The organism is Halalkalibaculum roseum (assembly GCF_011059145.1).
Lineage (GTDB): Bacteria > Bacteroidota > Rhodothermia > Balneolales > Balneolaceae > Halalkalibaculum > Halalkalibaculum roseum.
This window is the reverse complement of sequence record NZ_JAALLT010000001.1, coordinates 281612-308359: the sequence shown is the minus strand read 5'-3', so window position 1 is coordinate 308359 and position 26748 is coordinate 281612. Positions and strand designations below refer to the sequence as shown.

Annotated in this window: 21 protein-coding genes; 9 read left to right on the top strand and 12 right to left on the bottom strand. The window is 45.7% G+C overall.

Annotated elements, in window-relative coordinates; all coding sequences use genetic code 11:
- The first annotated feature begins 147 nt into the window (after positions 1-147).
- Complete coding sequence (gene sucC, locus G3570_RS01240) at positions 148-1356, top strand: ADP-forming succinate--CoA ligase subunit beta (protein ID WP_165138374.1); 1209 nt, start codon at positions 148-150, stop codon at positions 1354-1356.
- Positions 1357-1494: 138 nt separating this feature from the next.
- On the top strand, positions 1495-2712 hold the full coding sequence (locus G3570_RS01235; protein ID WP_165138372.1) for a DUF3095 domain-containing protein: 1218 nt from the start codon (positions 1495-1497) through the stop codon (positions 2710-2712).
- Here the strand turns inward: G3570_RS01235 and bshA are convergent.
- Entirely contained in the window at positions 2709-3857 is a 1149-nt protein-coding gene (gene bshA, locus G3570_RS01230) for an N-acetyl-alpha-D-glucosaminyl L-malate synthase BshA (protein WP_165138370.1), read from the bottom strand. The genes G3570_RS01235 and bshA overlap by 4 nt on opposite strands.
- A 215-nt stretch (positions 3858-4072) precedes the next feature.
- Here bshA and G3570_RS01225 point away from each other — a divergent pair, with 215 nt between their 5' ends.
- From G3570_RS01225 to G3570_RS01195, 7 genes are all read left to right on the top strand, one after another.
- Entirely contained in the window at positions 4073-4834 is a 762-nt protein-coding gene (locus G3570_RS01225) for a YebC/PmpR family DNA-binding transcriptional regulator (RefSeq protein ID WP_165138368.1), read from the top strand.
- A 104-nt stretch (positions 4835-4938) separates the two neighbouring features.
- Positions 4939-5667, top strand: coding sequence for a tetratricopeptide repeat protein (locus G3570_RS01220; protein ID WP_165138366.1), 729 nt, complete (start codon positions 4939-4941; stop codon positions 5665-5667).
- Positions 5651-7435, top strand: a complete 1785-nt coding sequence (locus G3570_RS01215) for a BatD family protein (RefSeq protein WP_165138364.1) — start codon at positions 5651-5653, stop codon at positions 7433-7435. Before G3570_RS01220 ends, G3570_RS01215 begins: the two co-directional genes overlap by 17 nt.
- A gap of 25 nt (positions 7436-7460) precedes the next feature.
- On the top strand, positions 7461-8234 hold the full coding sequence (locus G3570_RS01210) for an SH3 domain-containing protein (RefSeq protein WP_165138362.1): 774 nt from the start codon (positions 7461-7463) through the stop codon (positions 8232-8234).
- A gap of 67 nt (positions 8235-8301) precedes the next feature.
- Positions 8302-9687, top strand: a complete 1386-nt coding sequence (locus G3570_RS01205) for a dipeptidase (protein ID WP_165138360.1) — start codon at positions 8302-8304, stop codon at positions 9685-9687.
- 39 nt (positions 9688-9726) lie between these two features.
- On the top strand, positions 9727-10014 hold the full coding sequence (locus G3570_RS01200) for a hypothetical protein (RefSeq protein ID WP_165138358.1): 288 nt from the start codon (positions 9727-9729) through the stop codon (positions 10012-10014).
- A gap of 458 nt (positions 10015-10472) precedes the next feature.
- On the top strand, positions 10473-11330 hold the full coding sequence (locus G3570_RS01195) for a carbohydrate deacetylase (RefSeq protein WP_249066560.1): 858 nt from the start codon (positions 10473-10475) through the stop codon (positions 11328-11330).
- Between the two features lie 196 nt (positions 11331-11526).
- On the opposite strand, the gene G3570_RS01190 is transcribed toward G3570_RS01195, so the two are convergent.
- From G3570_RS01190 to G3570_RS01140, 11 genes are all read right to left on the bottom strand, one after another.
- Positions 11527-12921 carry a Gfo/Idh/MocA family protein gene (locus tag G3570_RS01190; RefSeq protein ID WP_165138354.1) on the bottom strand — a complete coding sequence of 465 codons (1395 nt, stop codon included), beginning with the start codon at positions 12919-12921 and terminating at the stop codon, positions 11527-11529.
- A 144-nt stretch (positions 12922-13065) separates the two neighbouring features.
- Positions 13066-15303: an APC family permease gene (locus tag G3570_RS01185; protein WP_165138352.1), complete on the bottom strand. Its 2238-nt coding sequence runs from the start codon at positions 15301-15303 to the stop codon at positions 13066-13068.
- Positions 15304-15474: 171 nt separating this feature from the next.
- Positions 15475-16953 (bottom strand): TolC family protein, encoded by a 1479-nt coding sequence (locus G3570_RS01180; protein WP_165138350.1) that lies wholly within the window; start codon positions 16951-16953, stop codon positions 15475-15477.
- Entirely contained in the window at positions 16946-18295 is a 1350-nt protein-coding gene (locus tag G3570_RS01175; protein ID WP_165138348.1) for an ABC transporter permease, read from the bottom strand. Before G3570_RS01175 ends, G3570_RS01180 begins: the two co-directional genes overlap by 8 nt.
- A 28-nt stretch (positions 18296-18323) precedes the next feature.
- A complete protein-coding gene (locus G3570_RS01170) occupies positions 18324-19700 on the bottom strand; it encodes an efflux RND transporter periplasmic adaptor subunit (protein WP_165138346.1) in 1377 nt (458 codons plus the stop codon).
- 354 nt (positions 19701-20054) lie between these two features.
- Positions 20055-20480 carry an aspartate 1-decarboxylase gene (panD, locus tag G3570_RS01165; RefSeq protein WP_165138345.1) on the bottom strand — a complete coding sequence of 142 codons (426 nt, stop codon included), beginning with the start codon at positions 20478-20480 and terminating at the stop codon, positions 20055-20057.
- Between the two features lie 11 nt (positions 20481-20491).
- Positions 20492-21340 carry a pantoate--beta-alanine ligase gene (panC, locus tag G3570_RS01160; RefSeq protein WP_165138343.1) on the bottom strand — a complete coding sequence of 283 codons (849 nt, stop codon included), beginning with the start codon at positions 21338-21340 and terminating at the stop codon, positions 20492-20494.
- 139 nt (positions 21341-21479) lie between these two features.
- Positions 21480-23303: a 2-oxoglutarate dehydrogenase, E2 component, dihydrolipoamide succinyltransferase gene (gene sucB, locus G3570_RS01155; protein WP_165138341.1), complete on the bottom strand. Its 1824-nt coding sequence runs from the start codon at positions 23301-23303 to the stop codon at positions 21480-21482.
- Between the two features lie 223 nt (positions 23304-23526).
- Complete coding sequence (locus tag G3570_RS01150) at positions 23527-23859, bottom strand: hypothetical protein (RefSeq protein ID WP_165138340.1); 333 nt, start codon at positions 23857-23859, stop codon at positions 23527-23529.
- A complete protein-coding gene (locus G3570_RS01145) occupies positions 23852-24976 on the bottom strand; it encodes a trans-sulfuration enzyme family protein (RefSeq protein WP_165138338.1) in 1125 nt (374 codons plus the stop codon). Before G3570_RS01145 ends, G3570_RS01150 begins: the two co-directional genes overlap by 8 nt.
- Before the next feature lie 199 nt (positions 24977-25175).
- Positions 25176-26408 carry a M48 family metallopeptidase gene (locus G3570_RS01140; RefSeq protein ID WP_165138336.1) on the bottom strand — a complete coding sequence of 411 codons (1233 nt, stop codon included), beginning with the start codon at positions 26406-26408 and terminating at the stop codon, positions 25176-25178.
- Between the last annotated feature and the right edge of the window lie 340 nt (positions 26409-26748).

Here is a 26748-nt window from a genome sequence, read left to right as displayed (position 1 = left end):
AAGATCAAAACCCCTAATATGATTCTTTACTACACTGAGTGCACTTAGCGTCTTAGTGGTGATATACACTTTTATTTGGGCCCTACTCTTGCTACCTTTGCACCGAGTTTCGAAACTAAAGGATTAACAGATTCTTACCGATTTATTATGAAAATTCACGAGTATCAAGCCAAGGATATTTTAAAAGATTACGGAGTTGCCGTTCCTGCCGGTGTAGCTGCTGATAACGTTGAGCAGGCTGTTGAAGCGGCAAAAAAGATGAAGGAAAACGGCACGTCACTCTTCGTCGTTAAGGCACAGATTCATGCCGGTGGAAGAGGTAAAGGAAGAACCAAGAATAGCGACGCCAAAGGCGTGATCCTCTGCAAAAGCATCGATGAAGTCAGGGATGCCGCCGAATCGCTTCTGGGTGATACCCTGGTTACCATTCAAACCGGTGAGGAAGGTCAGAAGGTTAAGAAGATTTATGTAACCGACGGTGTTGATATCGAACAGGAGTTCTACCTCGGCATACTCCTCGACCGTGCCAAGAGCAAAAACGTAATCATGGTTTCCACCGAAGGCGGTGTTGAAATTGAAAAAGTGGCCGAAGAAACTCCGGAAAAAATTATCAAAGAATGGATCGAGCCTGGCATGGGGCTGCAGCACAACCAAGCCCGCCACCTTGCCTTTGCACTCGGACTCGAAGGCGATGCTTTCAAGAAAGCTGTCAAATTCATCATGGCTCTTTACAACTGCTATGTTGAGACCGATGCCAGCCTGGTAGAGATTAATCCCCTGGTATTGACCCCGGGCGGTGACGTCTATGCCCTGGATGCTAAGATGACTTTCGACGACAATGCACTCTTCCGACATAAAGATATTCAGGAACTGCGCGATGAGTCAGAAGAAAATCCCGTGGAACTGGAAGCTTCCAAGCACGGATTGAACTACATCAAGCTCGATGGAAATGTGGGCTGTATGGTGAATGGTGCAGGTCTGGCCATGGCTACCATGGATATTATCAAACTGTCAGGCGGTGAACCGGCAAACTTTCTGGACGTAGGGGGTAGTGCCAATGTTGAAACCGTTAAAAACGGGTTCCAGATCATCCTGGAAGATCAAAATGTAAAAGCCATACTAATTAACATATTTGGCGGTATTGTACGCTGTGACCGTGTGGCAAATGGAATTATTGAGGCGGTTAAAGATCCTGAAATTGCGGAAAAGGTAGAAAATGTACCTATCATTGTTCGCCTGCAGGGTACCAATGCCAAAGAGGCGAAAGAGATCATCGATAACTCCGATCTCAACGTAATCTCCGCCGTACTCCTAAAAGAAGCAGCTGAACAGGTCTCCAAGGTACTGGCTGCCTGATCTCTGATTATTTATTTATAATCATCTTTAAAAACCCTGTGCGAATTACCTTCGTACAGGGTTTTGTATTATGTTGGCCTGTTAAAATGAGTACCCCATAACTTCCGCAACCCAACAGGTTAACTCCGCTCATTCCAAATGCAGGAATCGACCGACCGTTTTTATGTAGAGCTTCCCCTGATCAGTAATTTTTCAGATGCTGCTGAAGAGGAGCATTATCACGATTTACCCTCCGATTGGTACGTTGTGGCAACAGATATAGTAAATTCTACCGCCGCTGTCAGAGATAACAATTACAAGAGCGTTAATATCCTGGGAGCCTCACCTATTGCGGCAATGCTCAACCTCGTGGATCGAAACACCATCCCATTTGCCTTCGGCGGAGACGGTGCATTAATATGCATCCCCCCGGAACTGGTGAAACCCGCCCAAAAAATACTCTCTTCGTGCAGAAATATCGGCTATGAAGCTTATGGCCTTGAACTGCGTGCAGCCATCATTCCGGTATCGTACATCTACGAGAGGGGGAAATCCTTAAAAGTAGCCCGTTTCAAAGCTTCCGATAATTATGTTCAGGCTCTGTTTATGGGAGAAGGGATTGCCTACTCCGATTTCATCCTAAAAAATGATAACCAGAAACATGAACCATTCCATATCCGTGAATCGGAGTTTTCGCCTGAGGTTAACTTTGAGGGCCTGGAATGCCGATGGAAGGAAGTCAGTCATAGCGAGAAGGAAGTTATTACTCTGCTGGTCTATGCAAATCCAGCCCTCAATGATAGCGGGACCATTTATGGAGAGGTGATGCAAAAACTCAGAGAACTATTCGGATTTGATTTTGGAACAAACCCCATCGATCCCACGGCCCTGAGTATGAATATTTCCCTATCAGGGTTGATGGGTGAAACAAAGCTTCGCACCTTTGGCTTGGGACTGATTGACCGGTGGAAATACATCATTAAAACACATATTGAGATCCTTTCCGGCAAAATATTCATGAAACTGGGCTACAAAAGCTCCAAAACTGACTGGAGCCTCTACAAAAGTGACCTTTCCCTGAATTCCGATTACCGTAAGTTTGATGACATGCTTAGAGTGGTCATAACGGGGAAAAAACAGAAGCGTCAACAACTTGAAAAATACCTGGATGAGCAGTTTGAATCATCGAATCTGGCCTACGGAATCCATATTACTGATGCTGCCATGGTCACCTGTATGGTATTTGAATACCATAGAGCCCATATACATTTTGTGGACGGCAGCGATGGCGGATATGTCATGGCTTCCAGGCAGTTGAAAGAACAGATGAAAGCACTGGAAAACTCATTTTTAAAAAATGAAGGTGGAGCTCTTTAGCTGACCGGCTGTTTCAACAACCCGCTCTTAATTTTTTTGTAATACTCTTCGTATCGGGTAACAATATTACTCATTTCAAAGCGCTCGGCTTGTTTGCGTGCATTTTTGGATAGCTCTTCATGATGTTCTTCATCCTTTAAAATATCCACAGCATGCCTGGCCATGCATTCGATATCATCCAAATCACAAAGGTACCCGGTCTCACCATGTATATTGACTTCCGGGAGTCCGCCGATATTGGAACTGATAACCGGTACACTACAGCTCATGGCTTCCAGTGCAGCCAGACCGAATGTTTCCGAGCCGGAGGGTATCAAGAAGAGATCGGCAATAGAAAGAATCTCTTCTACATTTTCCTGTTTCCCAAGGAATCGGACTTCGTCACACATATTCAGTTCACGGCAACGACGTTCAGCTCTCTGTCGATCCGGTCCGTCACCTACCAGAAGCAGCTTGGCTTTAATATCATTTTTAAGAATCTGATCGAAAACCGAAATAACTTCAGGCACCCGCTTTACCTCCCGGAAGTTGGAGACATGCACAACAATTTTTTCCCCGTTCGGACAAATCGCTTTCTTGAAATGTGACTTATTCGACTTCTTGAACCGGTCCAGGTCAATAAAGTTCGGTATTACCTCAATATCTTTCTGAATATCAAAACGTTTGTAGGTTTCCTCCTTCAGGTATTCTGAAACAGCGGTTACGCCGTCACTTTGATTGATGGAGAAATCTACAACGCTCTTATAGCTGGCGTCGCTGCCTACCAGGGTGATGTCAGTGCCGTGAAGAGTCGTAATTATAGGTATATCGGCTGCTCGCTCGCCCAAAATCTGTTTTGCAAGAAAGGCACTGGTTGCATGAGGTATGGCATAGTGTACATGCAGCACGTCAATACCCTCAAATTCTATCATATTGGCCATTTGGTTGGCCAGCGCAAGATCATAAGGAGGATATTCAAACAATGGATATGAATTGATATTCACTTCATGGTAGGAAATATTAGTCTGGAAAGTATCCAAACGGGCCGGTCGTGCATAGCTTAGGATATGGATTTTGTGGTTTCGCTGCGCCAATCCCTTCGCCAATTCAGTAGCAACCACACCGCTGCCCCCAAAGGTGGGATAACATACAATGCCAATATTCATGATAACGGTATTTTAAATTTTCAGTATTTAAACGCCAGCCCATCCCGTGTATTGCAAAGGGCATGTAGTGTAACCAATCTTTAGCTCACTTAAATTCCCAAACTAAGCAATTAGGTGCAAAGTGTTTGAACCCTTATATTGTAGAGTTTTGAAAAATCGCTGAGTAGCGTTTTATCGATACAATGTCACAGAATCACTAAAAGAAATCACCGACTATGGCGGGGCATTCCAAATGGGCCAATATAAAGCATAAAAAGGCCAAAGAAGATAAAAAACGAGCAAAGATATTTAATAAGCACCTGCGGGAAATTACCGTAGCCGCCCGTGAAGGGGGCGGTGATCCCGAGATGAACCCCCGGCTGGATACAGCCATCGAGAATGCCAAGAGTGATAATGTACCCAAGGATAACATAGAGCGTGCCATAAAAAAGGGCACCGGTGAGCTCGATGAAGGTGACGGACGCTACGAAGAAGCCACTTATGAAGGTTACGGTCCCGGTGGAATCGCTTATTTTATTGAAGTTACCACCAATAATTATAACCGTACAGTCGGTGAAATCCGTCACATTTTTACCAAACACGGGGGCAACCTGGGTACCGATGGTTCCGTAGGATATCTTTTTGAGCAAAAAGGCATGATTCGGGTAGAGGCACAAGACCATGACGAAGAAGAATTTATGCTTGATGCAATCGATGCCGGTGCGGAGGAGATCGAACCCGATGAGAATTTCTTTGCTATCACCACCGGACGCGAGACAATGTACGAAGTCAAGGATAACCTTGAGGAGCAGGGGTATGAGATAGATTCCGCTGAGCTGGTTCGCATACCCATGACAGAGGTCAAGGTTGATGAGGATACAGCCCTTTCAAATTTCAAGCTGATGGAGAAATTTGAAGATAACGATGATGTCTCCGATGTATTCACAAACATGAAAATGGACGAAGAAACACTCGCAATCGCAGAAAGTATGGACTAATTTGTAACAATTTTGCCTTAAAAAATTCGTTTAAGACAAGGAAACCAATACATTACGCCGATTGTTACGGATCTGAAACAGAGATTATTTAAAAAAATAGAACCATGAAAAGAGCAGCAGTTTTTCTTATCGGACTTCTCCTGATGGGTGCATCTCTGGATGACGCACGTGAGGCAAATAATGCCTACCGAAACGGGGAGTATGCCAGAGCCATCGAGCTATATAAAAGTGCTATTGAGCAGAATCCCGAAAACAGCAAGCTCTATTTTAATCTTGGTAACGCCCTCGCTAAAGATGGGAAGACGGACGAGGCTATTCGTTATTTTGAGCAGTTTAAAGCCATGACGGATGATCCCGAGCAGCGGGCAATGGCCGACTACAATATCGGAAACATTCATTCTGAAAATAAGGAATGGGAAAAAGCGACCAACTACTATAAAAACTCGCTTCGTTATCAACCCATGGATCGTGATGCCAAGCAAAATTATGAGATTGCCATAAAGAAGAAAGAAGAGCAAAACCAGCAGCAACAGCAACAACAGAATTCTGACGATCAGCAGAACCAACAGCAGCAAAATCAGCAACAACAGAATCAACAGCAGCAAAATCAGGACCAGCAGCAAGATCAAAATCAGCAGCAACAACAGCAACAGCAGCAAAGCGATCAGCAGTCTCAACAAAATCCCCAGCAGCAACAGCAGTCCGCGCAAATAAGCAAGGCTGAAGCTGAGAAGATCCTCAAAGCACTTGAACAAAAAGAGAAAGACCTTTTAAAAGAGTTTAAAAAACAGAAAACTGAGTCGAGCAACAGTAAAAATGAAAAGGACTGGTAAGCCTTTCTTAATAACCCTCTTATTACTTTCCCTGCTTTATCTTTTTCCCGTCGACAGCCGGGCGCAGTCGGCTGATATCAATGTTGTATCTACAGTCTCTCAAACTACTGTATATACCGGCGAAAGGATCAGTTTGTCTGTGGAGGTGAGCGGCGACTTTAATAATGTCTCCAGACCCACCCTGCCGGAATTCACCGGTTTCCGGTTGCTCAGCAACAACCCTTCTACTTCACGAAGCTATAGCTTTGTGAACGGAAAGACCAGCTCCTCCTATAGTTACTCCTACTACCTCATTGCACAGGATGAAGGAAATTTTACCATCCCTTCAATCACCGTCAGCATTGACGGAAATGAGTATAATACAGACCCCATAGAGGTGGAAATTGTAGACCGGAGCAGTTCTGCAAATCAATCGGGTTCAAATTCCAGGCCTGAAATTTTTCTTCGGATGGAGGTATCCGATAGAAATCCGGTGCCCGGACAGCAGCTAATCACCGATGTGGTTCTTTTCTTTAAGGATGGACTAGAGGTAAATTCCTATCAGCCGGTGCCCGGGTGGAAAGCCGAGGGTTTCTGGAAGGAAGAACTTGAAAATACCGAACGGCCCAGAGCCGAATCAACCATCATCGATGGGGTTCGTTACCGAAAAGCACGACTCTTGCAATTTGCCCTATTCCCGACAAAGACCGGCGAACTAAGTATCAGTCCCTATGAAATTATCGTTTCGGTACGTGCCGCATCTTCCAGGGACGATCCCTTCAGTAGCTTTTTTGGCGGATTTGGATCCAACCAGCGACAGGTGGAATTGAAAACCGATCCGGTTCAGCTGGATGTGGAGCCTCTTCCTGATATCGACCCTGCAAGCTATACCGGCGCTGTCGGTTCCTTTAGGATCAACCGGAAAATCAGTACTCAGCAAGCCCTCGTAGGTGAATCTATTGAAATTGAAACCACTATTAACGGTACCGGCAACGTACCTTTGATAACTAAGCCGGATTACGAGTTACCTGAGGGGCTGGAAATATACGATCCCCAGCAGGCGTCATCGCTGAATAGGCGTAACCAGCAGATCAGCGGCTCTAAAGTGTTTACGGATATTGTGATTGCCCGAACACCGGGTAGCTATACTATCCCCCAAACGACGCTGGCATATTTTGATCCCTCACGCAACGAGTATATTAGGGAAAGTTTGTCTGCCCTGACTTTTACTGTAAACAGTGATCCGAATGCTCAGGCCTCTACCGAACAGACCCAATCATTTTCGGTAAAACCGGTTACAGGTCTTGCAAGCTGGACTACCGATTCTTCAGCCGGTCTTGCCGGCCGTTGGTGGTTCTGGGCGGGCATTTTGTTCCCGGCAGTGGTACTGGGCGTTGCCTATTGGCAGAAAACTTATATGGATAAAATGACCAATAATACGGCTTTTGCCAGGTCTAAAAGAGCCTCTACCATAGCGGAAGAACGTCTGGAAAAAGCTATTGAGAAGTCGGAAGAGGGGCATATCAGGGAAGCTTACAACCTGTTGCAAAAAGCATTGACCGGCTTTATCAGTGATAAACTCAATTTACCTGAAGCAGGACTTTCCAACCAGAGTTATTTCTCAGCTCTTCAGGATGAAGGAGTGGATATGGAACTGCTGAAAAACATCCGGATGCTTCTTGACAAGTGCGCAACCATAAGCTATGCTCCCGACAGTTCACACGACTATTTAAAGTCACATGTGGGGCTGGCTCAAAGTATTCTAGAGAAACTGAAAAAAGAATTATAAGAACCTACTTGAATATCACGCAATCATGAAACGAATCGCTACCGGACTGCTTTTTGCCGTTTGTTTGATGTGTGCTTCTCCGGGCATTGCGCAGGAAAATCCGCAGCTCATTTTCGATCGAGGGAATGATGCACTGGTTGCGGGCGATTACCGGCAGGCGGTGAATGCTTACAGTCAGATTGAAAATCAAGATATTGTATCAGGTGCCCTGTTCCTAAATATGGGAATCAGTTATGTTCAGATGGATTCACTTGGAAAGGCCAAGTATTATTTTATCAAGGCTTCCCGTTTTGAAGAAACAGAAGAAGAGGCAAATCGGGGTCTGGATTATGTAGAACAGCGATTTAGCCGTCAATCGGCAGTTCTTCCTAAACTTCCCTGGGATAAAGCCGTAGACTGGCTCAAGCTGAATTTGGGTGCTTCTAATTTATTAGGAATCGGTATTATTCTTTTGAATATTGGCGTTCTTGCTTTTGTGAGTACCTGGTTTTGGGTACCCTATGAGAAAATTACCAGGAGATCCGGTCTTGGTGCCTCGGCCGCGGGTCTTTTAATTGTTTTTTTAAGCTTTTATGTTCAGTACGTTAGTCAGCGATATAGTGATGCTGTAATGGTTCATCGACAGACAAATGTAGTAGAAGAACCGCAGGAAGATGCCCCGGTAATAAGCCAGGCTTATGAAGGTTATACTTTTACCGTGGATGAATTTCGCAGTGATGAACAGGAAGGCTGGAGTTACGTTCGCATGAGTAACGGACTGTACGGCTGGATTCCAAATAATGAAATCAAGGTATTATAACAATCAACCGTAGTGTCACAAGGATCAATAAAGGTCCGTCGCAGTGCGGTGAAACAAATACAGAGATATGTCTAAAGTTCAGGATTATATAGATTCACATAAAGATCATTTTAAAGAAGAACTCTTTGAACTGCTTCGAATTCCCAGTATAAGTACCAACTCCGACCACAAGGGTGACGTATTGGATGCTGCTCATTACCTCGTGGATCGTCTCGAAGCACTCGACCTTGACCGGGTAGAGTTATTTGAAACCGATGGAAATCCTATCGTATTTGGTGAGTTGATCACCGACGAATCCAAGCCCACGGTACTGGTTTATGGGCACTATGATGTTCAGCCGCCCGATCCCTTAGGCAAATGGGATACCCCTCCCTTTGAACCGACCGTTCGCAACGGAAATATTTACGCCAGGGGCGCCAGTGATGACAAGGGGCAATCTTTTACTCATGTCAAGGCACTCGAAGCCTATAGAAAAACAGATTCAAAATTCCCCGTAAACATCAAATTCATCTTCGAAGGGGAAGAAGAGATAGGCTCTCCGCACCTGGTTCCTTTTATCAAGGAGCATAAAGAGATGCTGGAGTGCGATATGGTACTTATTTCTGATACGGCGATGTTTGCAGAAGATACGCCCTCCCTCACCTATGGGCTTCGCGGACTCGCCTACATGGAAGTAGATGTTGTAGGTCCTAACCGGGATCTTCATTCCGGAGTATATGGCGGAGCTGTCGATAATCCCGCAAATGTAATGGCTGAGATCATATCCAAGCTGAAAGATGAGGACGGTGTTATCCAAATTCCCGGATTTTATGACGATGTGGTCGAATTGGATGAGGAAGAACGTGAAGAGTACACCAAGCTCCCGTTTGATGAGGAGGGCTTCAAAAAAGATCTGGGACTTGATACCTTGCATGGAGAAGAAGGGTATTCCACCCTGGAGCGGACCTCAGCACGACCATCCCTTGATGTGAATGGCTTGTGGAGTGGATACCAGGGTGAAGGCGCCAAAACGGTGCTACCTTCCGAAGCAGGTGCTAAAATCAGTATGCGACTGGTTCCTGATCAGGATCCCAAGGAAATTGCCCGATTATTTAAAGAGTACGTTGAATCCCTGGCACCGGAATCCGTAGATGTGACAGTTACTGAGCATCACGGCGGGCATCCAATCGTAACAGATCTCTCTTTTTATGGACTGCAGGCGGCCGCAGAGGCATTTAAGAATGTCTATGATAAAGAGCCGCTGTTTACCCGCGAAGGAGGCTCAATTCCCATTGTAGCCGACTTTGAGAATGTACTTGGTGCACAGTCTATACTTATGGGTTTTGGACTCAATAGCGATGCCATCCATTCACCGAATGAAAAATTTGCTCTCAAAGACTTTTACAGAGGTATATCCACTTCTGCCAAATTCTTTGAGCTGCTGCCAAAATATGCCCTGCAACCGGAACATTAAGTAGTTGCCAAAGTCCGGCGGTTATAAATTATTTACTTTATGTTTTCCAATTGGCGGGTGATGTTGGCCGGCGGTGTTACGGCAGCCATATTCTTGGTGCTGTTCACTTCGTGCGGGGTCTCCGGTGAAGATGAATTCACCGAAACATACACCTTTGATGCAAACAGGCAATCTGCTATCCGTTCGGATACCACTAGTCGACAGGTAGCACAGGATAGTACCATAACGGTTTATATCTTTTCTATTGAAACCGGCCCCCACCTGGTATTTGAATACGGACGTTCTGTGCATCCGCCGGAAAACATTCTTGATGCGGGACTCGCTTAGACCCTTATTTTTCAGATCAATGACGGTTTAGATACCTTTACTTATTCCGGAAATCAACTCACTGATGCCCAAACATTTTACCGAAGAGGCTGTTTTTGTCCGGACTCGGGTGCCGGCTTCAGGGCTACCGAAGGGTTTATTGAGGGTGAAAGGCTGAGCGCCAATATGTGGTTTGTAAGAGCTGATGTTTTTATTTCAGGATACACGCAAAACTACCGGGTTGAATTCGAACATAGCTTCAGAGTCACCGGTTAATTTTCCATTTATTCACCCTTACCGCTACACCCATTTTTAAGCCATGAATGTCTTGGGTAGAACAGCTCCTATTATTCCTCTCTTTTTACTATAATGGTTTAAATACCAATCTAAAGGGATGTGAGATGATTATATGCAAAACTCTGAGCCGTTGCTTTTCCTTAACAAGCATAACACTTTTCTCCATACTGGTGCTGGGTGTTATGAGTGCCAATAGCCAATCAACTGATCATGATAGTGATACTGAAAAGTATCTCATGATTCGTACTGATGATGTCGGAATGAGTCATTCGGTTAATACCGGTGTGATACAACTTTTGGAAACAGGTTATCCGGTTTCTGCGTCTGTAATGTTTGCCTGCCCCTGGTATCAGGAGGCGGTATCCATACTCAAGGAGTACGATAATGTATCCGTCGGTATTCACCTGACGCTTAATTCGGAATGGGAACACTACCGGTGGGGACCTGTAGCAGGAAGGGATGCCGTACCCTCGTTAACTGACGAAAATGGGTATTTTTTCCACTCCTCCTCAACACTCTATGAAAACAATCCCGACCGGGCTGAACTGGAAAAAGAACTGCGGTCTCAGATAGAAAGGGCCCTGGCATCCGGACTGGAAATCGACTATGTGGACTACCACATGGGTACCGCAATGGGTGACCCAATGTTCAGGGAAGTCACCGAAAACCTGGCCAAAGAATACAAACTTGGCCTATGGGGCTATTTTGGCAGCAGTGAGTTTTATGATCACTACAGAGCTCTTCCGGAAGATAAAATCGACAGTCTGGTTACCATGATGAATAATGTAGAGCCGGGATACAGCTATCTGGTTACACATGTAGGCATAGATAATGCCGAATTGGGTGCCATGGAGGACATGAATAATTCCGCACCCCTGGCAAAGATGAGTGCCAACAGGCAGGGAGAACTGGATGCATTGACCTCTGAAGCATTTGCTAAAGCCCTCAGAGAGAATAACATCAAGCTGATTACTTTCGGAGATCTGATTGAAATCAAAGGTCTGGATAGCATGAGGCGACCCGAGGAAGATGCCTATTGATGTATTGATTCCTGCGTGAGTGAATCTTACTCTTGTTTAAGAATCTTTAAGGCGGTGGTACGACCACCATAGAGTGAAGTCGTACTCATGCTTTCTAAGCTTAGGTCGGTGGTGCCACCGCAATCAAGTTACTATAGCGGAAGCGAATACGCCCTAAATAATATGGTGCTCTTTTAACCCGCCAAGTAATGCTCGGTTATCCGATCATTTCTCTCCAACCGGGACGGAAATTGTTACGCACATCCAGCCATTCATTGGCCTCTTCCAGGTTAGGTACTTTCATATTTTCCGCATCCCACTGCAATTTGATATTTTGATCGCTGAACTTGATAGCCATGTTGCCCAGCAGCATGGTTTCAGTCAGCTTAGCGGCGTAGTCAAAATTAGAGCTGGTTGTTCCATTGCCTTTGGCTGCATTGACCCATTCCTGGTGAATTTCAGGTGGCTGTTCTATTGTTTGCTCGGGCTGTCCGAATTTTTCCAGATCCGACTCCGGAATAAACCTGGGATTATTGCCATAGACATCCGCCATCAGCTTACCTTCGCTGCCGTGGAAAATCATACCACCACCCCAGGATCCCATCGGTTTGCCGTCTTCCAGTTCATCCGGTCGAGGGGGCAGCATTCCGCCGTCATACCAGGTAAGCTTTATCTCTCCCCTGTCACCCTTCGCCGGGAAGGTATAGTTTACGATCGATCCCAGGGGAAATGCTTCGTCATTAAAAGGAGTACTGCTGGCATGAATATCCTTTGGCATTCCTAGATCCAGTGCCCAGTATGACTGATCCATAATATGTGCACCCATATCACCCAGTGCTCCTGCCCCAAAATCCCATCGACCCCGCCAGGCGAAAGGAGCAATATCGGGATGATAAGGCCTGTATCGTGAAGGGCCGATCCATAGATCCCAATGCATGGTATAGGGAACTACCGGTATTTCATCCGATCGCTGCACCTGGGTACCCTGCGGCCAGAAGCCTCTGGGACGGTTGGTCCAGCAATCTACCTTGGTCACCTCGCCAATGACACCTTGCCGTATCCAGTTTACCGTTTTTATGGTCCCTTCAAAATTGTGTCCCTGGTTCCCCATTTGCGTTGCAACCCCGGTCTCCTTTGCCACTTCCGCCATTCGGCGTGCTTCATAGATCGTTCTGGTAAGCGGCTTTTGGACAAAAGCGTGTTTACCCATTTTCATGGCGTGGATAGCAATAGCGGCGTGCGTATTATCGGGTGTGGCCACCATCACGGCATCGATCTCTTTTTCCTTTTCCAGCATCTCACGGAAATCGACGTAGCGTTTTGCTTTGGGATAATTGTACAGTGTCTCAGCCGCATACTCTTCATCCACATCGCAGAGAGCATAAATATTTTCACCGATTTCAGCCAGGGATTGGGTGTTACTTGCCCCCATGCCGCCTACCCCGATACAGGCAATATTCAGGGTGTCGCTGGGTGCCTGGTAACCGCTTCCTCCCAACACATGGCGGGGAACGACCATCATGCCGCCTGCTGCCAATGCCGCTTTGCCCAGGAAATTTTTTCGTGATATGCCTTTGCCTTTGTTGGACTCTTCCTTCTTCTCGTTACTCATGCACAACCCCGTATCTTGGATCAGATTTTTAATTTATCGAAAGTAATTTAAAAGCTTTGCCGCGAATAGCAAATCCGTTATTCTTGTAGCTTAAAGGACAACTTTGACAAATACGAATTTACTTTTTTCTGCTTTGTACAGCATCTAATCTTCATGATAGCTATCCTGCTGCATCAACACTTCCCCGAAAGAGATTCCTTCTGCTGCAAGTACCAGTACCGTCGTCGGTAATCCCTTCAAGCGTTGTTGAATATTTTCATAGTAAGAAATGAAATCCTTATCCGGCTCGGCCATACCCAGCAGTACCAGATCGGCATCTTTCGATGACTCATGCAAAATTTCATTAAAGCTCCTTCCTTCCGATACCAGTACTTCGGTTTTGGCTCCCGTTCTTATTTGATCTACTATTCGCACTAAATTTCTGTTTGCGTCCTCAGCTGCCTTCTCATCCTGAACCACCATTTTAATACGTACTTCGGTATCCCACCAGGTACGACTACTCTGAAGCAGGTAGGCCAATATCATCATAAGCCCTCCATTGCCCTGGAGTCCGCCCCACCAGATATCTATTCGCTTCCGTTCTGAAAAGCCCATCTCTTTATTTTCATGGACCACGAGCACATTCCTCTTCTGCCTGTGAAAGGTGGCGATCATTTTACAGTACTGTTCCCGTATGTTTTTATTCTCACTATCCCCGAGAATGACAGTATTCGGGACAAGTGCTCCCAGTCCATATGATTCGATCAGACGCTCAGCACCTTCAAACGGATCAGGGGCCGTCGTCACTCTAACCAAGGCCTGAACACTTCTTTTGGCGAGAAAATCCCTGATATTACTTTCCATGTTGTTCTTACGTTCGGCACTGATATTCTCATCCGTCAGTACCGTTGCCACGGTAAGAATACCTCTATTGTGCGTCAAAGCAGAGGCAAAATCAATTAAGTGCCAGCGGTTAGTTGGTGCACCTGAAAGAACGAGGGGGTGAGGTCTCCATGTTTTGGACTCTTGTTCGGTACCCATACGCATGAGTCCTGCCCGGGTTATAGCCATCCAGATGCCGCGGCGAACATCTCCCCAGGCAGCTTCCAACTCCCTGCGCTGCAGCCAGATGTAAATGATGATCACAAACAAAAAGGCGATGCCTGTGGCAACAGCGTTAATCAAGAACATAACTGAAATACAACCCAAAGCCCCCAGCATAGAAAGTGCCCAGTGTACCTTAAATTTTGGGCGGAAAGAAGGACTATTCAAGAGGCGCTCAATGCCTGCCGTGATGTTCAAAACCCCGTAGGTGGTGAGAAAGAACATCGTTAGGATAGGAGCGATAATATTGAGATTCCCAAACCAGACCGCCGCCAGTGCAACGCCGAGAGTCAACACGGTACCCGCTCGCGGGGAGTCGTCTTCTCCGTCACCCCGGCCGAGCCATCGCAGCCAGCGCGGCAGCACACCGTCACGTGCCAATGCCTGGAGAACCCTGGGTGCTCCCAAAATGCTTCCTACAGCGCTCGACAAAGTGGCTCCCCACACTCCGATCAATATGGCATCACCCCAATAGGACATTTTCCGCATGATCAGGGGGTCTTCTATCAAAGTCAGCGCATCGGCTCGGTGGGCTAATATTATCGGTAATGCCATATAGATGACGTAGCCGACCCCGATAGCGGCAAAGGTTCCCCGGGGAATAGATTTTGCAGGATTCTCCAGATCGCCCGACATATTTACACCCGCCATAATACCCGTTACCGCCGGGAAAAATACTGCAAAGACTACCCAAAATCCTTCGGAATGGCGATCGGCTGCTCCCCACATTTCTATATTCGACTGTTCAATAGGACTCCCGAAAAGCAGGGAAAGGAGTGATAATAAGATACCGAACATGATAAAATACTGGGCCCTTATCGCTGCTTTTGCAGATACCAGAGCCAGGATGGCCACTCCTATAGTAGTGATTACCCCAACTATTTTAATATCGAGGGTCGGAAAAACTCCAACCACACTTTCAGCAAAACCAACCGTGTACAAAGCCACTGAAAGGGCCTGGGCGAGATAGAGAGGAATGCCGATTGCCCCGCCTGACTCAATACCCAGGGAGCGGCTAATCATATAATAAGCCCCTCCTATGCGTACCCTCTGATCCGTAGCAATTGCAGCTATAGAGAGTGCTGTCAGAAACGTGATGGAAGTAGAGATCGTAACGATCAGTAGGGTACCTATTAAACCTACATTACCAACCACCCAGCCGAAGCGAAGATACATTATTACACCCAGGATGGTAAGAATTGAAGGGGTAAATACCCCGCCAAATGTACCCAAACCGCCTTTTTGCGGTGAGATGACATACTCCTTGTCAGGAGAACTTCTTCGAAAAGGATTTTTCATTACGGTTTTTCTGATACCTCTTTCTTCTGAATACCGACGCCAAGCAAGTACGTAATTTATTCTAAAGAAAAAAAATGATTACGGTAATCCTGACAAACCATTTCCATAAAGCAGGTAAGAGGTTAACTACCTAATCCCTAACTAAGATCTGTCTGTATAAAAAATAAAAGCTTACAGGTCGTAAGTGATTGGCCGGTCTTCAAGAAAATTATAGAGGGTGAGCTGTCGCAACTCGTACCAGCCGGTCCAGTAGTCCCTGAGTGCCCGGATATAGCCTTGTCTGGCACTGTCTTTTTCATTTTGGGCGATGAATAGGTTTGTAATATCTATTCTTCCAATCAGGTATCTGTTTTGGGCCACATCATACCGGCGCTGCGCAATGGTGTCTGACTGGGCGGCAAGCAAGGCCTGGTCACGCAGTTGCAAAAACTGGCTGACGATATATTGAACCCTCTGATCGAACTGTCTTCGCTGAAACTGAATGCTGTTGGCAACTTCCCGCTGCTGGTTACGCGCCGCATTCACCTGCGCCTGCTGTTTTCCCCAGTTGAAAAGCGGGATATCAAAGCCCAGAGTTATAAATTGGCGGTTTTCCGGGTTTTGATAGAGGTCAGCAAATTCTTCAGAGGTCTGGTTCAAACCATAGTTGGCGATCAAGTCAGCATTGAACCCACCCTCGCTTTTTGCAAGAGCCAGGTTCTGATCAGCCTGAATTTCATTGAGCCGATAATTAAGGGCCTCACTGTTATTTTCAATGGCTAGCTGCTTGGCTTTTTCGATATTGACCTGCACCTCAGGTAAATCATCCGGCGGGTTGAGTTCAAGCTGAACGTCGGTTGGATATCCCAGTAGAATCTTAAAATCATTCAGGCTTCGTTCATATTCTATACGGGCCCGGGTCAGTTCTGCTTCCGCATTGCGAAGCGCCAGCTCACTCTGTAAAAGGTCATTTTCGGCAATATTGCCCAGGTTATAACGTCCCTGCGATATGTTATAAATAGAGTCGTTTCTGGCTACATTAAACTCGGCATTCTGCAGATTGATTTTTGCTAGGTACGCATTGAAGAAATTTTGGGTAACCGTAAGAGCAATACCCTCCATGTCTTCTACAAACTCTTTTTGCGCAATCTCATATTGTAGCGGTTCAAGCCGATTCCGCCATTTGAGATTGTTAAACTGAAAAATCGGTTGCCGCAAACCTACTACCAAGGGTGTACTTTGCCAGAGATAAGTATTTTCCCCTCTGAAAACCCCCAGGCGCGTAAGCCCCGAAGATAGTGACAGGGTACCGCCGGTAGGTAATATGCTCTGACTGATGGATACTGAAGCAGAAGCCTCCGACTGGGTACGGGACGAGAAAGTAACCTGCCCGTTATCCAAAATATTTGAGAAGATATTCTTGTTATAATTGGGAGCATCACCACTCAGTGATAAACTTGGGAGTAAGTCAGCCCTAAAGGAGCGGTACTGCCACTTGCTGGCAATCAGGGCATATCGCGCCGCATTAGCAACCGGACTTCGATCCTGCGCTATGGTTATACATTGCTCCAGGGAAAGAGTGCCCAGATCTTCTGACTGCTGAGCATCAGCCGATTTAAAACAGAGTGCTACAAATATCAGTGCAACAAAAACGGAAACGATTTTATTCATGTCGTAAAGCGTGAACTGGATCTTGTTCGGCAGCACGCTGAGCAGGAAAATATCCGAATATTACGCCTATACCCATAGCCACACCGAATGATATTATTATTGAAGTAAGTGATACGATCGTTACAATTCCTGCAGTCAGCTCAATGACATAGCTGAATGCGATTCCCAGAAGGGTTCCAATCACACCGCCGGTTATGCTGATTGCCAATGCTTCGGTTAAAAACTGTAGTTGTATGTCCTGTTTATAGGCTCCAACTGCACGCCGAACACCAATTTCACGGTAGCGTTCAACGACCGAAGCCAACATGATATTCATGATCCCAATCCCACCGACAATGAGTGAAATGGATGCAATACATAACAAAACGATGTTAAAAATCTCCTGGGTTCGCCGCTCCTGCTGCAATAACAGCTCGGGGACAATCACTTCAAAATCAACCACCGAATTGTGCCTGCGCTGAAGCATCCGGCTTATGATATCCGCAATAGGTACGCTGTAGCGTGTGTCACTAACCTGTACTATCATCTTATCAATTTGATGATAATTTGGAGCCTGTCCCTGGCTGCTTTCTGAATTCTGGTTATTGTTACTTCGCTGTGCAGCAGCTTGCTGAATCTCCTGACCGGTCACCAGAGCCCGGTTTTTATAGCGCAGTAAGGCCGTGGTTGCCGGCACAAATATATCGAGGTTATAGTTTCGTATGCCCAGGTTCTGAATGCTTTCTGAACTCAGCTCGCGTTCTTCCAGCACACCTACCACGGTCAGCCATACATTCCCGGCCTTTATCTTCTTGCCGAGTGGATTCTGACCTGCAAAAAATTTTGTTTTAACTTCCGATCCGATCACACAAACCGGCTCAGCATCTTCAATCTGAAGCTCAGTAAAAGTGGAGCCCTGGTCGAGTATAAAATTGTTAATCCTGAAATAGAGCTGGTTTACACCGACCAGCTTGCCGGTTCGCATGCGACCGCTTCGTATAAAACTGGTTTCGTAAATAATTTCAGGACTTACATAAGCAACCTGAGGTATCTGTTCTTTGATACTGTACATATCCTCAAGGGTAAGACCGGGAGAGTACTTATTCTGCTCCTGTGCAATCCGGCTTTGATTAGACACATCTTCTTCCACCTGCCTGATGACGGGTTCAATAATCACATTATTGGTACCGAGCAGCTTCATCTGACTTAGCACCTCCTCCTGGGCCCCACGTCCGATGGCGAGCATTGCAATAACCGAAGCTACCCCGAAGATAATACCCAGCGAAGTAAGAAAAGATCGCATCTTATTTAAGCGGATAGCCTCAAGTGCAATATCCAGGTTGTAAATTATCTTTTGAAGCAAAGCAGGAAAATTAAATAGGGATTAGGTTCTATTCTCGATTAACAGGCCTTCTTCTCTGCCGCTCCGAAATATCACCGGTTCTTTCATTGGTAGGTGCCTGTTCTACAATTTCTTCTGTCTCTTCCTCATCACGGTATTCCTTTAAAACATCTTCCGGCAGATAAACTTTTTGCACACCGGCCGTATCTGGAGGAGTTGAGAGGTAGAGTTGGTCATTTAGTGATACGCCCTCATGAATGATGACATCATTATCATTCATCATGCCTAATACCACCTGCTGCATGGTCATGTCAAGACCGTCCCGTTTAAATACAAAATTCAGGGAATCAGCTGTGTGAATGGTCTCAAGCGGCACATAGACTACATTCTCAATTTTGTTTACGTGGATGGTATTACTGGTAGTCATAGCAGGCCTGATTGTGGTATCTGCTTCATTCAATTCTACCACTACCTGAAATACTTTGGAATCAGAGTTGGGACGCTGCTCACCGATGTTGGCTACATCAGTAACCATGCCTGTAAGTTCTTTCTCCGGCATGGCATCCAAACCTATATCTACGTTTTGACCGATCCTTACATTCTGTATATCTACCTCGTTAACATAGGTAATAGAGTTCATTACACTGAAATCGGGCAGTTCAGCCACTACCGGGTCCCAGGCACTGATGGAACTACCTTCCGTTGTTTTGGAACCGTCTCTGTTGCGTTTGTAGATAACCATGCCGTTTTCAGGAGCGTAGATGGTGAACTTGCTCATGATTTCACGAATGCGCTCCACTTCCCTGCGCTCCTGTTTAAGATCTGCTTCAATTTCACGCAGGTTTACTTCGGCCTGTCGAACCTGTGTTTTGTAATTTTTTCTGGCCTGTTCAAGCTCACGCCGGGCTCGTTCCAGGTCAATCTCAACTTGTCTTTGCACGGCAGGTGACTCGTATTTCGATTGCTCAACAGCAATTTTGGCTTCTTCGACGGCGTATTCCAGGTTAATCAGATTATCCCTGGCCTGGGAAAGAGTTAAGGTACTGTCGAGCTGGGCACTCTCATACTGAGATTCCGCTTCTTCCAATTCCAGTTGGGCATCCTGAAAACTGCTTGTTATTTCAGAACGGTCAAGTTCCGCTACAAAATCACCTTTCTTTACTACGGTGCCTTCCGGGATTAGTCGCTGAATGGGGACGTTGAAAATTCGAAATTCACGAATTCCCTCAGGGCCCCGGATGCTGGTAGAGTTCTTTGCCCGCAATTCACCTGTGGTGGTAACATCAATTTTAAAAGTACCTTGCTGGGGCGAAGCGTATAAAACCGGCGCCTCATTGGATTCACTGCCAAAGGCCAGCCAGAAGATAATTACAAGCAGAAATGCGCCTCCCCAGTAGAGATATTTTTTGTATTCGAGAAAATTCATTTTGTCAGTTTATGATTTTAAAAAATACAGCACCTGATAAATCAGCCTTGATTGAACTGTCTTCGGTCAGTGTCTCTACCTTTATATGGTTCAATAACAAGCAGAGCGTCTGCAGGCATCAATCCAATATAAATGTAAACGATTTTCAGCATCTATCATTGCTTCCGCAGGTTTTATGCAACTTTTAACAACCTAACGCGAAGCAGGTTATACCCGGCTCATTTTGCAACCCACCCGGCGTGATGAACGTTCACAGACTATGACATTTTAACTGCTGTATAGATAAAGTATTTGAAAGGAATAAGGATTGGTACTTTAATCGACTACCAACGCCTCACTCTTGATGAACTGTATCTATTCTTCGATAATCGTATTGTCGACAAGTCCCGTTTTCATATCATATTTGGTAGCATATTCTGTTTCATCAACTACCTTTTTTGGATCATTATTCTCATCGACGATCACTACCTTCGGCTTGTGTTCACCGGCTTCTTCAGGAGTCATTTCCGCATAGGAGATAACAATAATACGATCTCCCACCTGGGTAAGACGAGCAGCGGCTCCGTTCAGGCAGCAAACACGAGATTTTCTTTCCCCGGGGATGGTATAGGTTTCCAAACGTGAACCGTTGGTAATATTCACTACCTGCACCTTTTCATAGGGTAGGATCCCGGCCTTATCGAGCAAGTCTTGGTCAATAGTAATACTGCCTTCGTAATGAAGATTTGCTTCCGTCACCTTCATCTGGTGCAGTTTAGACTTGAACATCGTCAATTTCATAATAATGATACCTACAATTCAATAATAATGTTGTCTATCAAACGGGTCTCACCAAGATAAACGGCACCTGCAAGCACATATTTTGTACCTGTCTCCGGTTCCTTGACCGGGGCCATCTTCTGGTAAGAAAACAGGTTAAGATAATCAATTTCAAAACCTTTTGCTTCCAGTTCCGCTTTCTGGTGGTTTAACATCATTTCCAGATTTTTCGCTCCATCCTCAATCTGCTTCTTAAGATACTGTAGTGCGCGGTATAGTCCGGGTGCTATTTTTCGCTGATGATCATCCAGGTAGGCGTTGCGACTGCTGAGTGCTAGTCCATCATTGGCCCTTATAATCGGACCCATCAGAAGTTCTACATCATGATTGAACTCCTCAACCATCCGGCTGAGTATGCGAAATTGCTGAATATCCTTTTGGCCAAAAGCCGCTACGTCCGGTTCGATAATGTTAAAGAACTTATTAACTACCAGAACAATACCCTCAAAAAAACCCGGACGGGATCCCCCATCCATATGCTCATTGAGCTTATCTATATCAATACTCAAAAACTTTTCATCCCCGTACATGATATCATCACTGGGTGTGAAAACCGTCGATACCCCTGCTTTTTTGCACTCTTCCAGATCAACATCCAGTGGTCGGGGATATTCCTCGTAATCTTCATCCGGACCAAACTGTTCGGGATTCACATAAATTGACACTACAACCTCATCGGCATGCTTCTTTGCCAGTTCTATCAGTGACAAATGCCCTGAATGCAGGGCGCCCATGGTAGGCACAAAGCCCACTCTCTTCCCTTGCTTTTTAAGGGAAGCGACTTCCTGTCTAATGCCTTGTATGGTATCTGATACGTTCATGGTAAAAAAAGAGCGGCACGAATAATCATGCCGCTGATTTTATAGAACACTGATAAAGTGAATTGGACATATTTTAGCTGACTATGTGAAAATCAATATGTCCGCGAAAATTCGTTAGATCCGCATAATCCGTGTTCAATTAAACTGCCCGGTCGGTATCGAAATTTTCAAGCAATTCCTTAACCCTGTTCAGGAAAGCTCCGCCATGGGCACCGTCTATAATACGATGGTCGTAACTCATGGAGAGATACATCATTTGACGGATGGCAATAACATCACCCTGATCCGTCTCCATAACCACCGGGCGTTTTTCAATGACCCCTGTTCCGATAATGGCAACCTGCGGCTGATTGATAATAGGGGTTCCCATGAGGTTACCTACACTGCCGTAGTTTGTTAGGGTAATGGTGCCGCCGACAAGGTCGTCCGGACTCAGATTCTTATTCCTTGCTTTTGAAGCGAGGTCAGAAACTTCTTCCGCAAGCCCGACCAGGTTCTTTTCCTGTGCTTTTTTAATCACCGGCACAATCAATCCGCCTTCTCCGCCTTCTCCAAGCGCGACGGCAAGACCGAAGTTGATATCCCGCTTGACCATAATTTCACTGTCTTCCACATTCACCGAACTGTTGATGAGCGGGAATTCACGGATGGCCTGTATAATCTTCTCAATAAAGAGCGGGGTATAGGTCAGTTTTGTACCGCTACGCTCCTGAAATTTCTTCTTGTTGGCTTCTCTCCAGCGTACAAGATTCGTCACATCTACTTCAGCAAATGTCGTAACGTGGGCGGAAGTCTGCTTGGACTTCACCATGTGGTCGGCAATCATCTTGCGCATGCGATCCATCTTCACGATCTCAACATCGCCGGATGGGCGTTGCACGTTCAGCTGACCGGCTTTAATTGCACCTTCTTGTTCTACAGCTTCTTTTTTGTCGGAAACAGGCTTGCTTAGACCCGCATCGGCTGCTTGCTTCTCTCGTGCAGGCTCGGCTTTCTGTGAACCCCGTTCTTCGAGATACTGCATAATATCATCTTTCGAAACACGACCACCCTGACCGGAACCTTCAATACTTTCCAGTTCTTCCTGTGAAATTCCTTCCTCTTTGGCGATAGAACGAACCAGTGGAGAGTAAAATCGACCATCACTGCCAATACGCTGCGGCTCGGTTCCTCCGCCTGAAGGTGCCCCGTTGGCAGAAACAGTGGCCGGCTCTTTTTTCTTCTCTTCAGAAGATTGTTTTTTAGTTTCCTTTTCTTTCGCAGCAGCTGAACTTGATTCTTTTGCTGCTCCCGAAGCTGCCTTTCCGGTGGCTATAATCGCAATGGTTTGACCGACTTCAATGGTTTCTCCTTCTTCCGCCAATATCTCAACCAAGGTACCGGCCTGTGGAGAAGGCACTTCAGTATCTACCTTGTCGGTAGATATCTCGAGCAAGGTCTCATCTTCTTCAACAGTGTCTCCAATGTTCTTGGTCCACTCGATAACGGTGCCTTCCATTACCGACTCGCCCATCTTCGGCATCTGAACTTCTACCCGTTCGCCTTCATCCTGAGCTCCATTATCACCCGAAGCATCCTGCTTTTCAGCCGTGGCTGTTTCTGTCTCTTTTTCAGATTCCGTTTCTGCCTGAGCAGCCGGTTCTTCAGCTTCTTCTTTCTGTTCCTCTTTTGCCTCACTTTTGGCGGCTCCACCTTCCGTGCTGCCGGTATCTGCAGCATCTGGATCGGTTTCAATAACTGCAATAGCTTGACCCACCTCAATAGTTTCTCCTTCTTCCGCCAGAATTTCTACAAGTATTCCCGCCTGGGGTGATGGGACTTCGGTATCAACCTTGTCAGTAGCAATTTCGAGCAGTGTTTCATCTTCTTCCACTTTGTCACCGACACTTTTGGTCCATTCGATGACAGTGCCTTCCATTACCGATTCCCCCATCTGGGGCATTTCAACTTCTACTCTGGCCATGTTTAGATATGTATTAAATCGTTAAATAGGTTCAAAAAAGTCTTCAAAACTTGCCGAAAAATCAGCTACTAAAGATCATAATAAATGCGATTAGATCAAAATAGTAGACAAGGAGTAAAGAGTAACAAGTAAGGAGTGATGAGTAATAAGCATATGACTAACAACGCGTCCGATCTTGACCCCTTTACTTTCTACTTCTTGCTTCTCACTTCTTACTTCTCACTCATTGAATCACTCTCCATATCAAGAGCAGACAGGTAACCGAAAACACGATACCAAAAATGGTGAAGAGGTGATCTGAAAGAAATCGGGGAAGAAAGAGATCGGCCACCGACCCCACTTCGGCTCCTTTGCGTTCTGCAAGATCAGTAAGTGGACAACGCCATTCATTAAATGCCAGCGCCAGCAGCTCGGTGATTGCAACTCCGAATGCCAGCCAGGTTACCCAGTTGATGTGATCCAGGAGCGCTGCTATGAATACATATACCGTACAGATGGCTATCAAAAAAAATAGCAGTGAGTGAACAAATTTTATGTAGAAAACTGACTTAGACATCCGCAAGAGCATTTTCAAGGTCTTCCATAAGATCATCGGGATGCTCCAGTCCTACACTTATACGAATCAGGTTTTCGGGAGTAATAGATCCCTCCCCCTCGCTGCTCCGTCGATGCTCCCAGGTACTTTCAATTCCGCCGAGGCTTGTCGCCCGCTTGATGAGTCTGGAACGACCTACAATGCCTATAGCTTCTTCTCTGCCTCCTGTAATAAAAAATGAAATCATTCCCCCATAACCGGTCATCTGCTTTTTGGCGATCTCATGCCCGGAAAGTGTTGCCAGTCCTGGATAGAATACCTTCTCGACCCTCGAATGGTTTTGCAAAAAACGGGCCAGGTGTTCCGCGTTTTCATTATGCCCCCTCATTCTGTAGGGTAGACTGCGGATGCTCCTGCAGAGCAACCAGCAATCACGCGGGGAGGGCACTGCGCCGGTGAGTTTCTGAAGCTCCTGTATACGCTGAAAAATACGTCCCTGGTGCCGTGAAACAATGGCACCGCCCAAAATATCACTGTGCCCTCCAAGGTATTTGGTTGTAGAATGCAGTACCAGGTCGGCACCGAGAGTCAAAGGCTGCTGGTTGATAGGAGATGGCCAGGTGTTGTCTACGCAAACCAGAATCTCCTTGGAGTGAGCAAGGTCGCAGACAGCTTCAATATCGGTTATGCGCATCATAGGATTTGAAGGACTCTCTATCCAGATCAAACGCGTATTGCTGCGTATGGAATCTTCAACGACATCCAAATCGGTCATGGGAATGAAATCCACTTCAAGACCCCAGCGTACCATCACCTTATTTACCAGCTTGCGATTACCCGCATATACATCTTCCGGTATCAGAATATGATCACCAGGATTCAGTGCCTGGAAAACCGCTGTTGCTGCAGCCACTCCTGAGGAGAACGCAGCTGCGGCTTCTCCCTCTTCCAATTCTGTAAGCAGATGCTCCAGTTGCAGACGATTCGGATTACCCAACCGTGTATAGTGTAGATCGTCTTCGTTTCGGCCTTCCGAGTCTATTTCAAATATAGTACTGGTTGAAATCGGAGGTACAATATCTTTGGTAGGGTTCGCCACATCCATTCCCGAATGGATAGCTTTTGTTTCAATTCGCATGGCAGAATTCTTTTCACCTTAGTATTTGTTTGGCCTGTAATATGCCTACAGATTTGCACAGATAAAAGAGCCTAATATTCAATAATACTCTTCTTCTTCACTTTAGAACCGGGCTTTTCAATTTTGCTTCTTAAACACGCATCCTATGGTGAGTATGCTTAGAGCAGCCCAAAGTGTATGAATACTCATAATAATGCTTTTACCCTGCTCTACGAATAGCTTTGATACGCTGTAAAACAGGTGGGTGCGAGTAGTTTAGAAACACATAAAAAGGATGAGGAGTAAGGTTGGATAAATTGTCCTTGGAGAGCTTTTTCAGAGCATGAATCATAGGCTCTTTCTTGTAGGTTGTGGAAGCAAATTCATCCGCCTCAAACTCATATTTACGGGATATCAACTGCATGAACACCGACAGGATCATATCAATGGGGGCATAGAGCATGCCAAAGAATATAAGTCCCGCATACACCGACTGCCCTTCCATGTAAAAAGCTTCATAGAGACCTTGGGAATGAAGAAAGACAGAGAGCAGCAAAAACATGATGCCGGTTTGCAGTATGCTGACAGCCATATTTTTAATGATGTGCTTCTTTTTATAATGGCCAATTTCATGGGCAAGCACTGCCACTAGCTCCTCGTCCGAATGATTTTCAATGAGCGTATCATACAGCGCGATGCGCTTGTTCTTTCCAAAACCCGTAAAGAATGCATTAGATTTGCTGGAGCGTTTTGATCCGTCCATAACATAAATACCTTCCAGGGCAAAGTTGACCTTGTCGGCGTATTCACGAATTTTTTGGCGAAGATCACCATCTTCCAGAGGTTCAAAATCATTAAAAAGCGGCATGATCCAAGTCGGTGCTATAAACTGTACAAATAGCGTAAAAGCGGTTACCGCGCCCCAGGCGTAAAGCCAGGCATACTGATCGATAAAGGTAAAAAATGCAAGAATACCTGCCAGCAAGGGACCTCCCAACAGAACACCCAGTCCGAGTCCCTTAACCATATCCATTACAAAGGTCTTTGGAGTTGTTTTGTTAAAACCGAAGCGCTCTTCAATTACAAACGTGGAATAGATACTGAATGGCAGCGATAAAATGGTTTTGAATAGTATAAGGATGCCGATGTAGGCAATGCCTGTCCAGATGGCACCCAGTTCCCAGGACCTGACTATTTGATCCAGCCAGTTAAAACCGCCCGCAAACCAGAAAATGAGTAGTACAGCCAAATTAAAGGTTGATGTGAGTATACCAAAGCGGGTATTCACTTTGGTGTATTCTTGGGATTGCCGGTAGGTTTCCTCATCGTACACCTCTGCAAACTCATCGGGCAGACCCTTATCCAGGGATTTCATATTATAGAGATCTGCTACAAGGTTGAGAATGAAATCAACCGCTAGTGTTGCCAGTATGATGATGCCAAAGATATTCATGGAATCGTTATATCCTGTTTATAGATCTTTAAAAATGCTTAAGGGTAGTTATATGAGGTGCGCGAATCCTAAACGCCAAGTCCGTTGCGCAAATTGCAAAGGTACACAAAGATAGGCATATCATTAAGCAATTATTGCAGAATAAAATCCTGCCTTAGAGTTACCGTTGAAAAAGACTTTAAATAACTGCTGAGAATATAATTTTCATCCAAAAAGTGTTGTGATCGCCTGTTCAGATACAGATTCCAATGATTTATGGAACGCTCGGTTGCTGTTATCACTTTTCGTTTTTTATTGTGAAACCAACAGAAATTCGTAGTTTGACATCAATTCTAAAATC

Bases quoted from the DNA above. Each gene is read 5' to 3' on its own strand.
- sucC (WP_165138374.1), top strand. From the start codon at position 148: ATGAAAATTCACGAGTATCAAGCCAAGGATATTTTAAAAGATTACGGA.
- G3570_RS01235 (WP_165138372.1), top strand. From the start codon at position 1,495: ATGCAGGAATCGACCGACCGTTTTTATGTAGAGCTTCCCCTGATCAGT.
- bshA (WP_165138370.1), bottom strand. From the start codon at position 3,857: ATGAATATTGGCATTGTATGTTATCCCACCTTTGGGGGCAGCGGTGTG.
- G3570_RS01225 (WP_165138368.1), top strand. From the start codon at position 4,073: ATGGCGGGGCATTCCAAATGGGCCAATATAAAGCATAAAAAGGCCAAA.
- G3570_RS01220 (WP_165138366.1), top strand. From the start codon at position 4,939: ATGAAAAGAGCAGCAGTTTTTCTTATCGGACTTCTCCTGATGGGTGCA.
- G3570_RS01215 (WP_165138364.1), top strand. From the start codon at position 5,651: ATGAAAAGGACTGGTAAGCCTTTCTTAATAACCCTCTTATTACTTTCC.
- G3570_RS01210 (WP_165138362.1), top strand. From the start codon at position 7,461: ATGAAACGAATCGCTACCGGACTGCTTTTTGCCGTTTGTTTGATGTGT.
- G3570_RS01205 (WP_165138360.1), top strand. From the start codon at position 8,302: ATGTCTAAAGTTCAGGATTATATAGATTCACATAAAGATCATTTTAAA.
- G3570_RS01200 (WP_165138358.1), top strand. From the start codon at position 9,727: ATGTTTTCCAATTGGCGGGTGATGTTGGCCGGCGGTGTTACGGCAGCC.
- G3570_RS01195 (WP_249066560.1), top strand. From the start codon at position 10,473: ATGAGTGCCAATAGCCAATCAACTGATCATGATAGTGATACTGAAAAG.
- G3570_RS01190 (WP_165138354.1), bottom strand. From the start codon at position 12,921: ATGAGTAACGAGAAGAAGGAAGAGTCCAACAAAGGCAAAGGCATATCA.
- G3570_RS01185 (WP_165138352.1), bottom strand. From the start codon at position 15,303: ATGAAAAATCCTTTTCGAAGAAGTTCTCCTGACAAGGAGTATGTCATC.
- G3570_RS01180 (WP_165138350.1), bottom strand. From the start codon at position 16,953: ATGAATAAAATCGTTTCCGTTTTTGTTGCACTGATATTTGTAGCACTC.
- G3570_RS01170 (WP_165138346.1), bottom strand. From the start codon at position 19,700: ATGAATTTTCTCGAATACAAAAAATATCTCTACTGGGGAGGCGCATTT.
- panD (WP_165138345.1), bottom strand. From the start codon at position 20,480: ATGAAATTGACGATGTTCAAGTCTAAACTGCACCAGATGAAGGTGACG.
- panC (WP_165138343.1), bottom strand. From the start codon at position 21,340: ATGAACGTATCAGATACCATACAAGGCATTAGACAGGAAGTCGCTTCC.
- sucB (WP_165138341.1), bottom strand. From the start codon at position 23,303: ATGGCCAGAGTAGAAGTTGAAATGCCCCAGATGGGGGAATCGGTAATG.
- G3570_RS01150 (WP_165138340.1), bottom strand. From the start codon at position 23,859: ATGTCTAAGTCAGTTTTCTACATAAAATTTGTTCACTCACTGCTATTT.
- G3570_RS01145 (WP_165138338.1), bottom strand. From the start codon at position 24,976: ATGCGAATTGAAACAAAAGCTATCCATTCGGGAATGGATGTGGCGAAC.
- G3570_RS01140 (WP_165138336.1), bottom strand. From the start codon at position 26,408: ATGAATATCTTTGGCATCATCATACTGGCAACACTAGCGGTTGATTTC.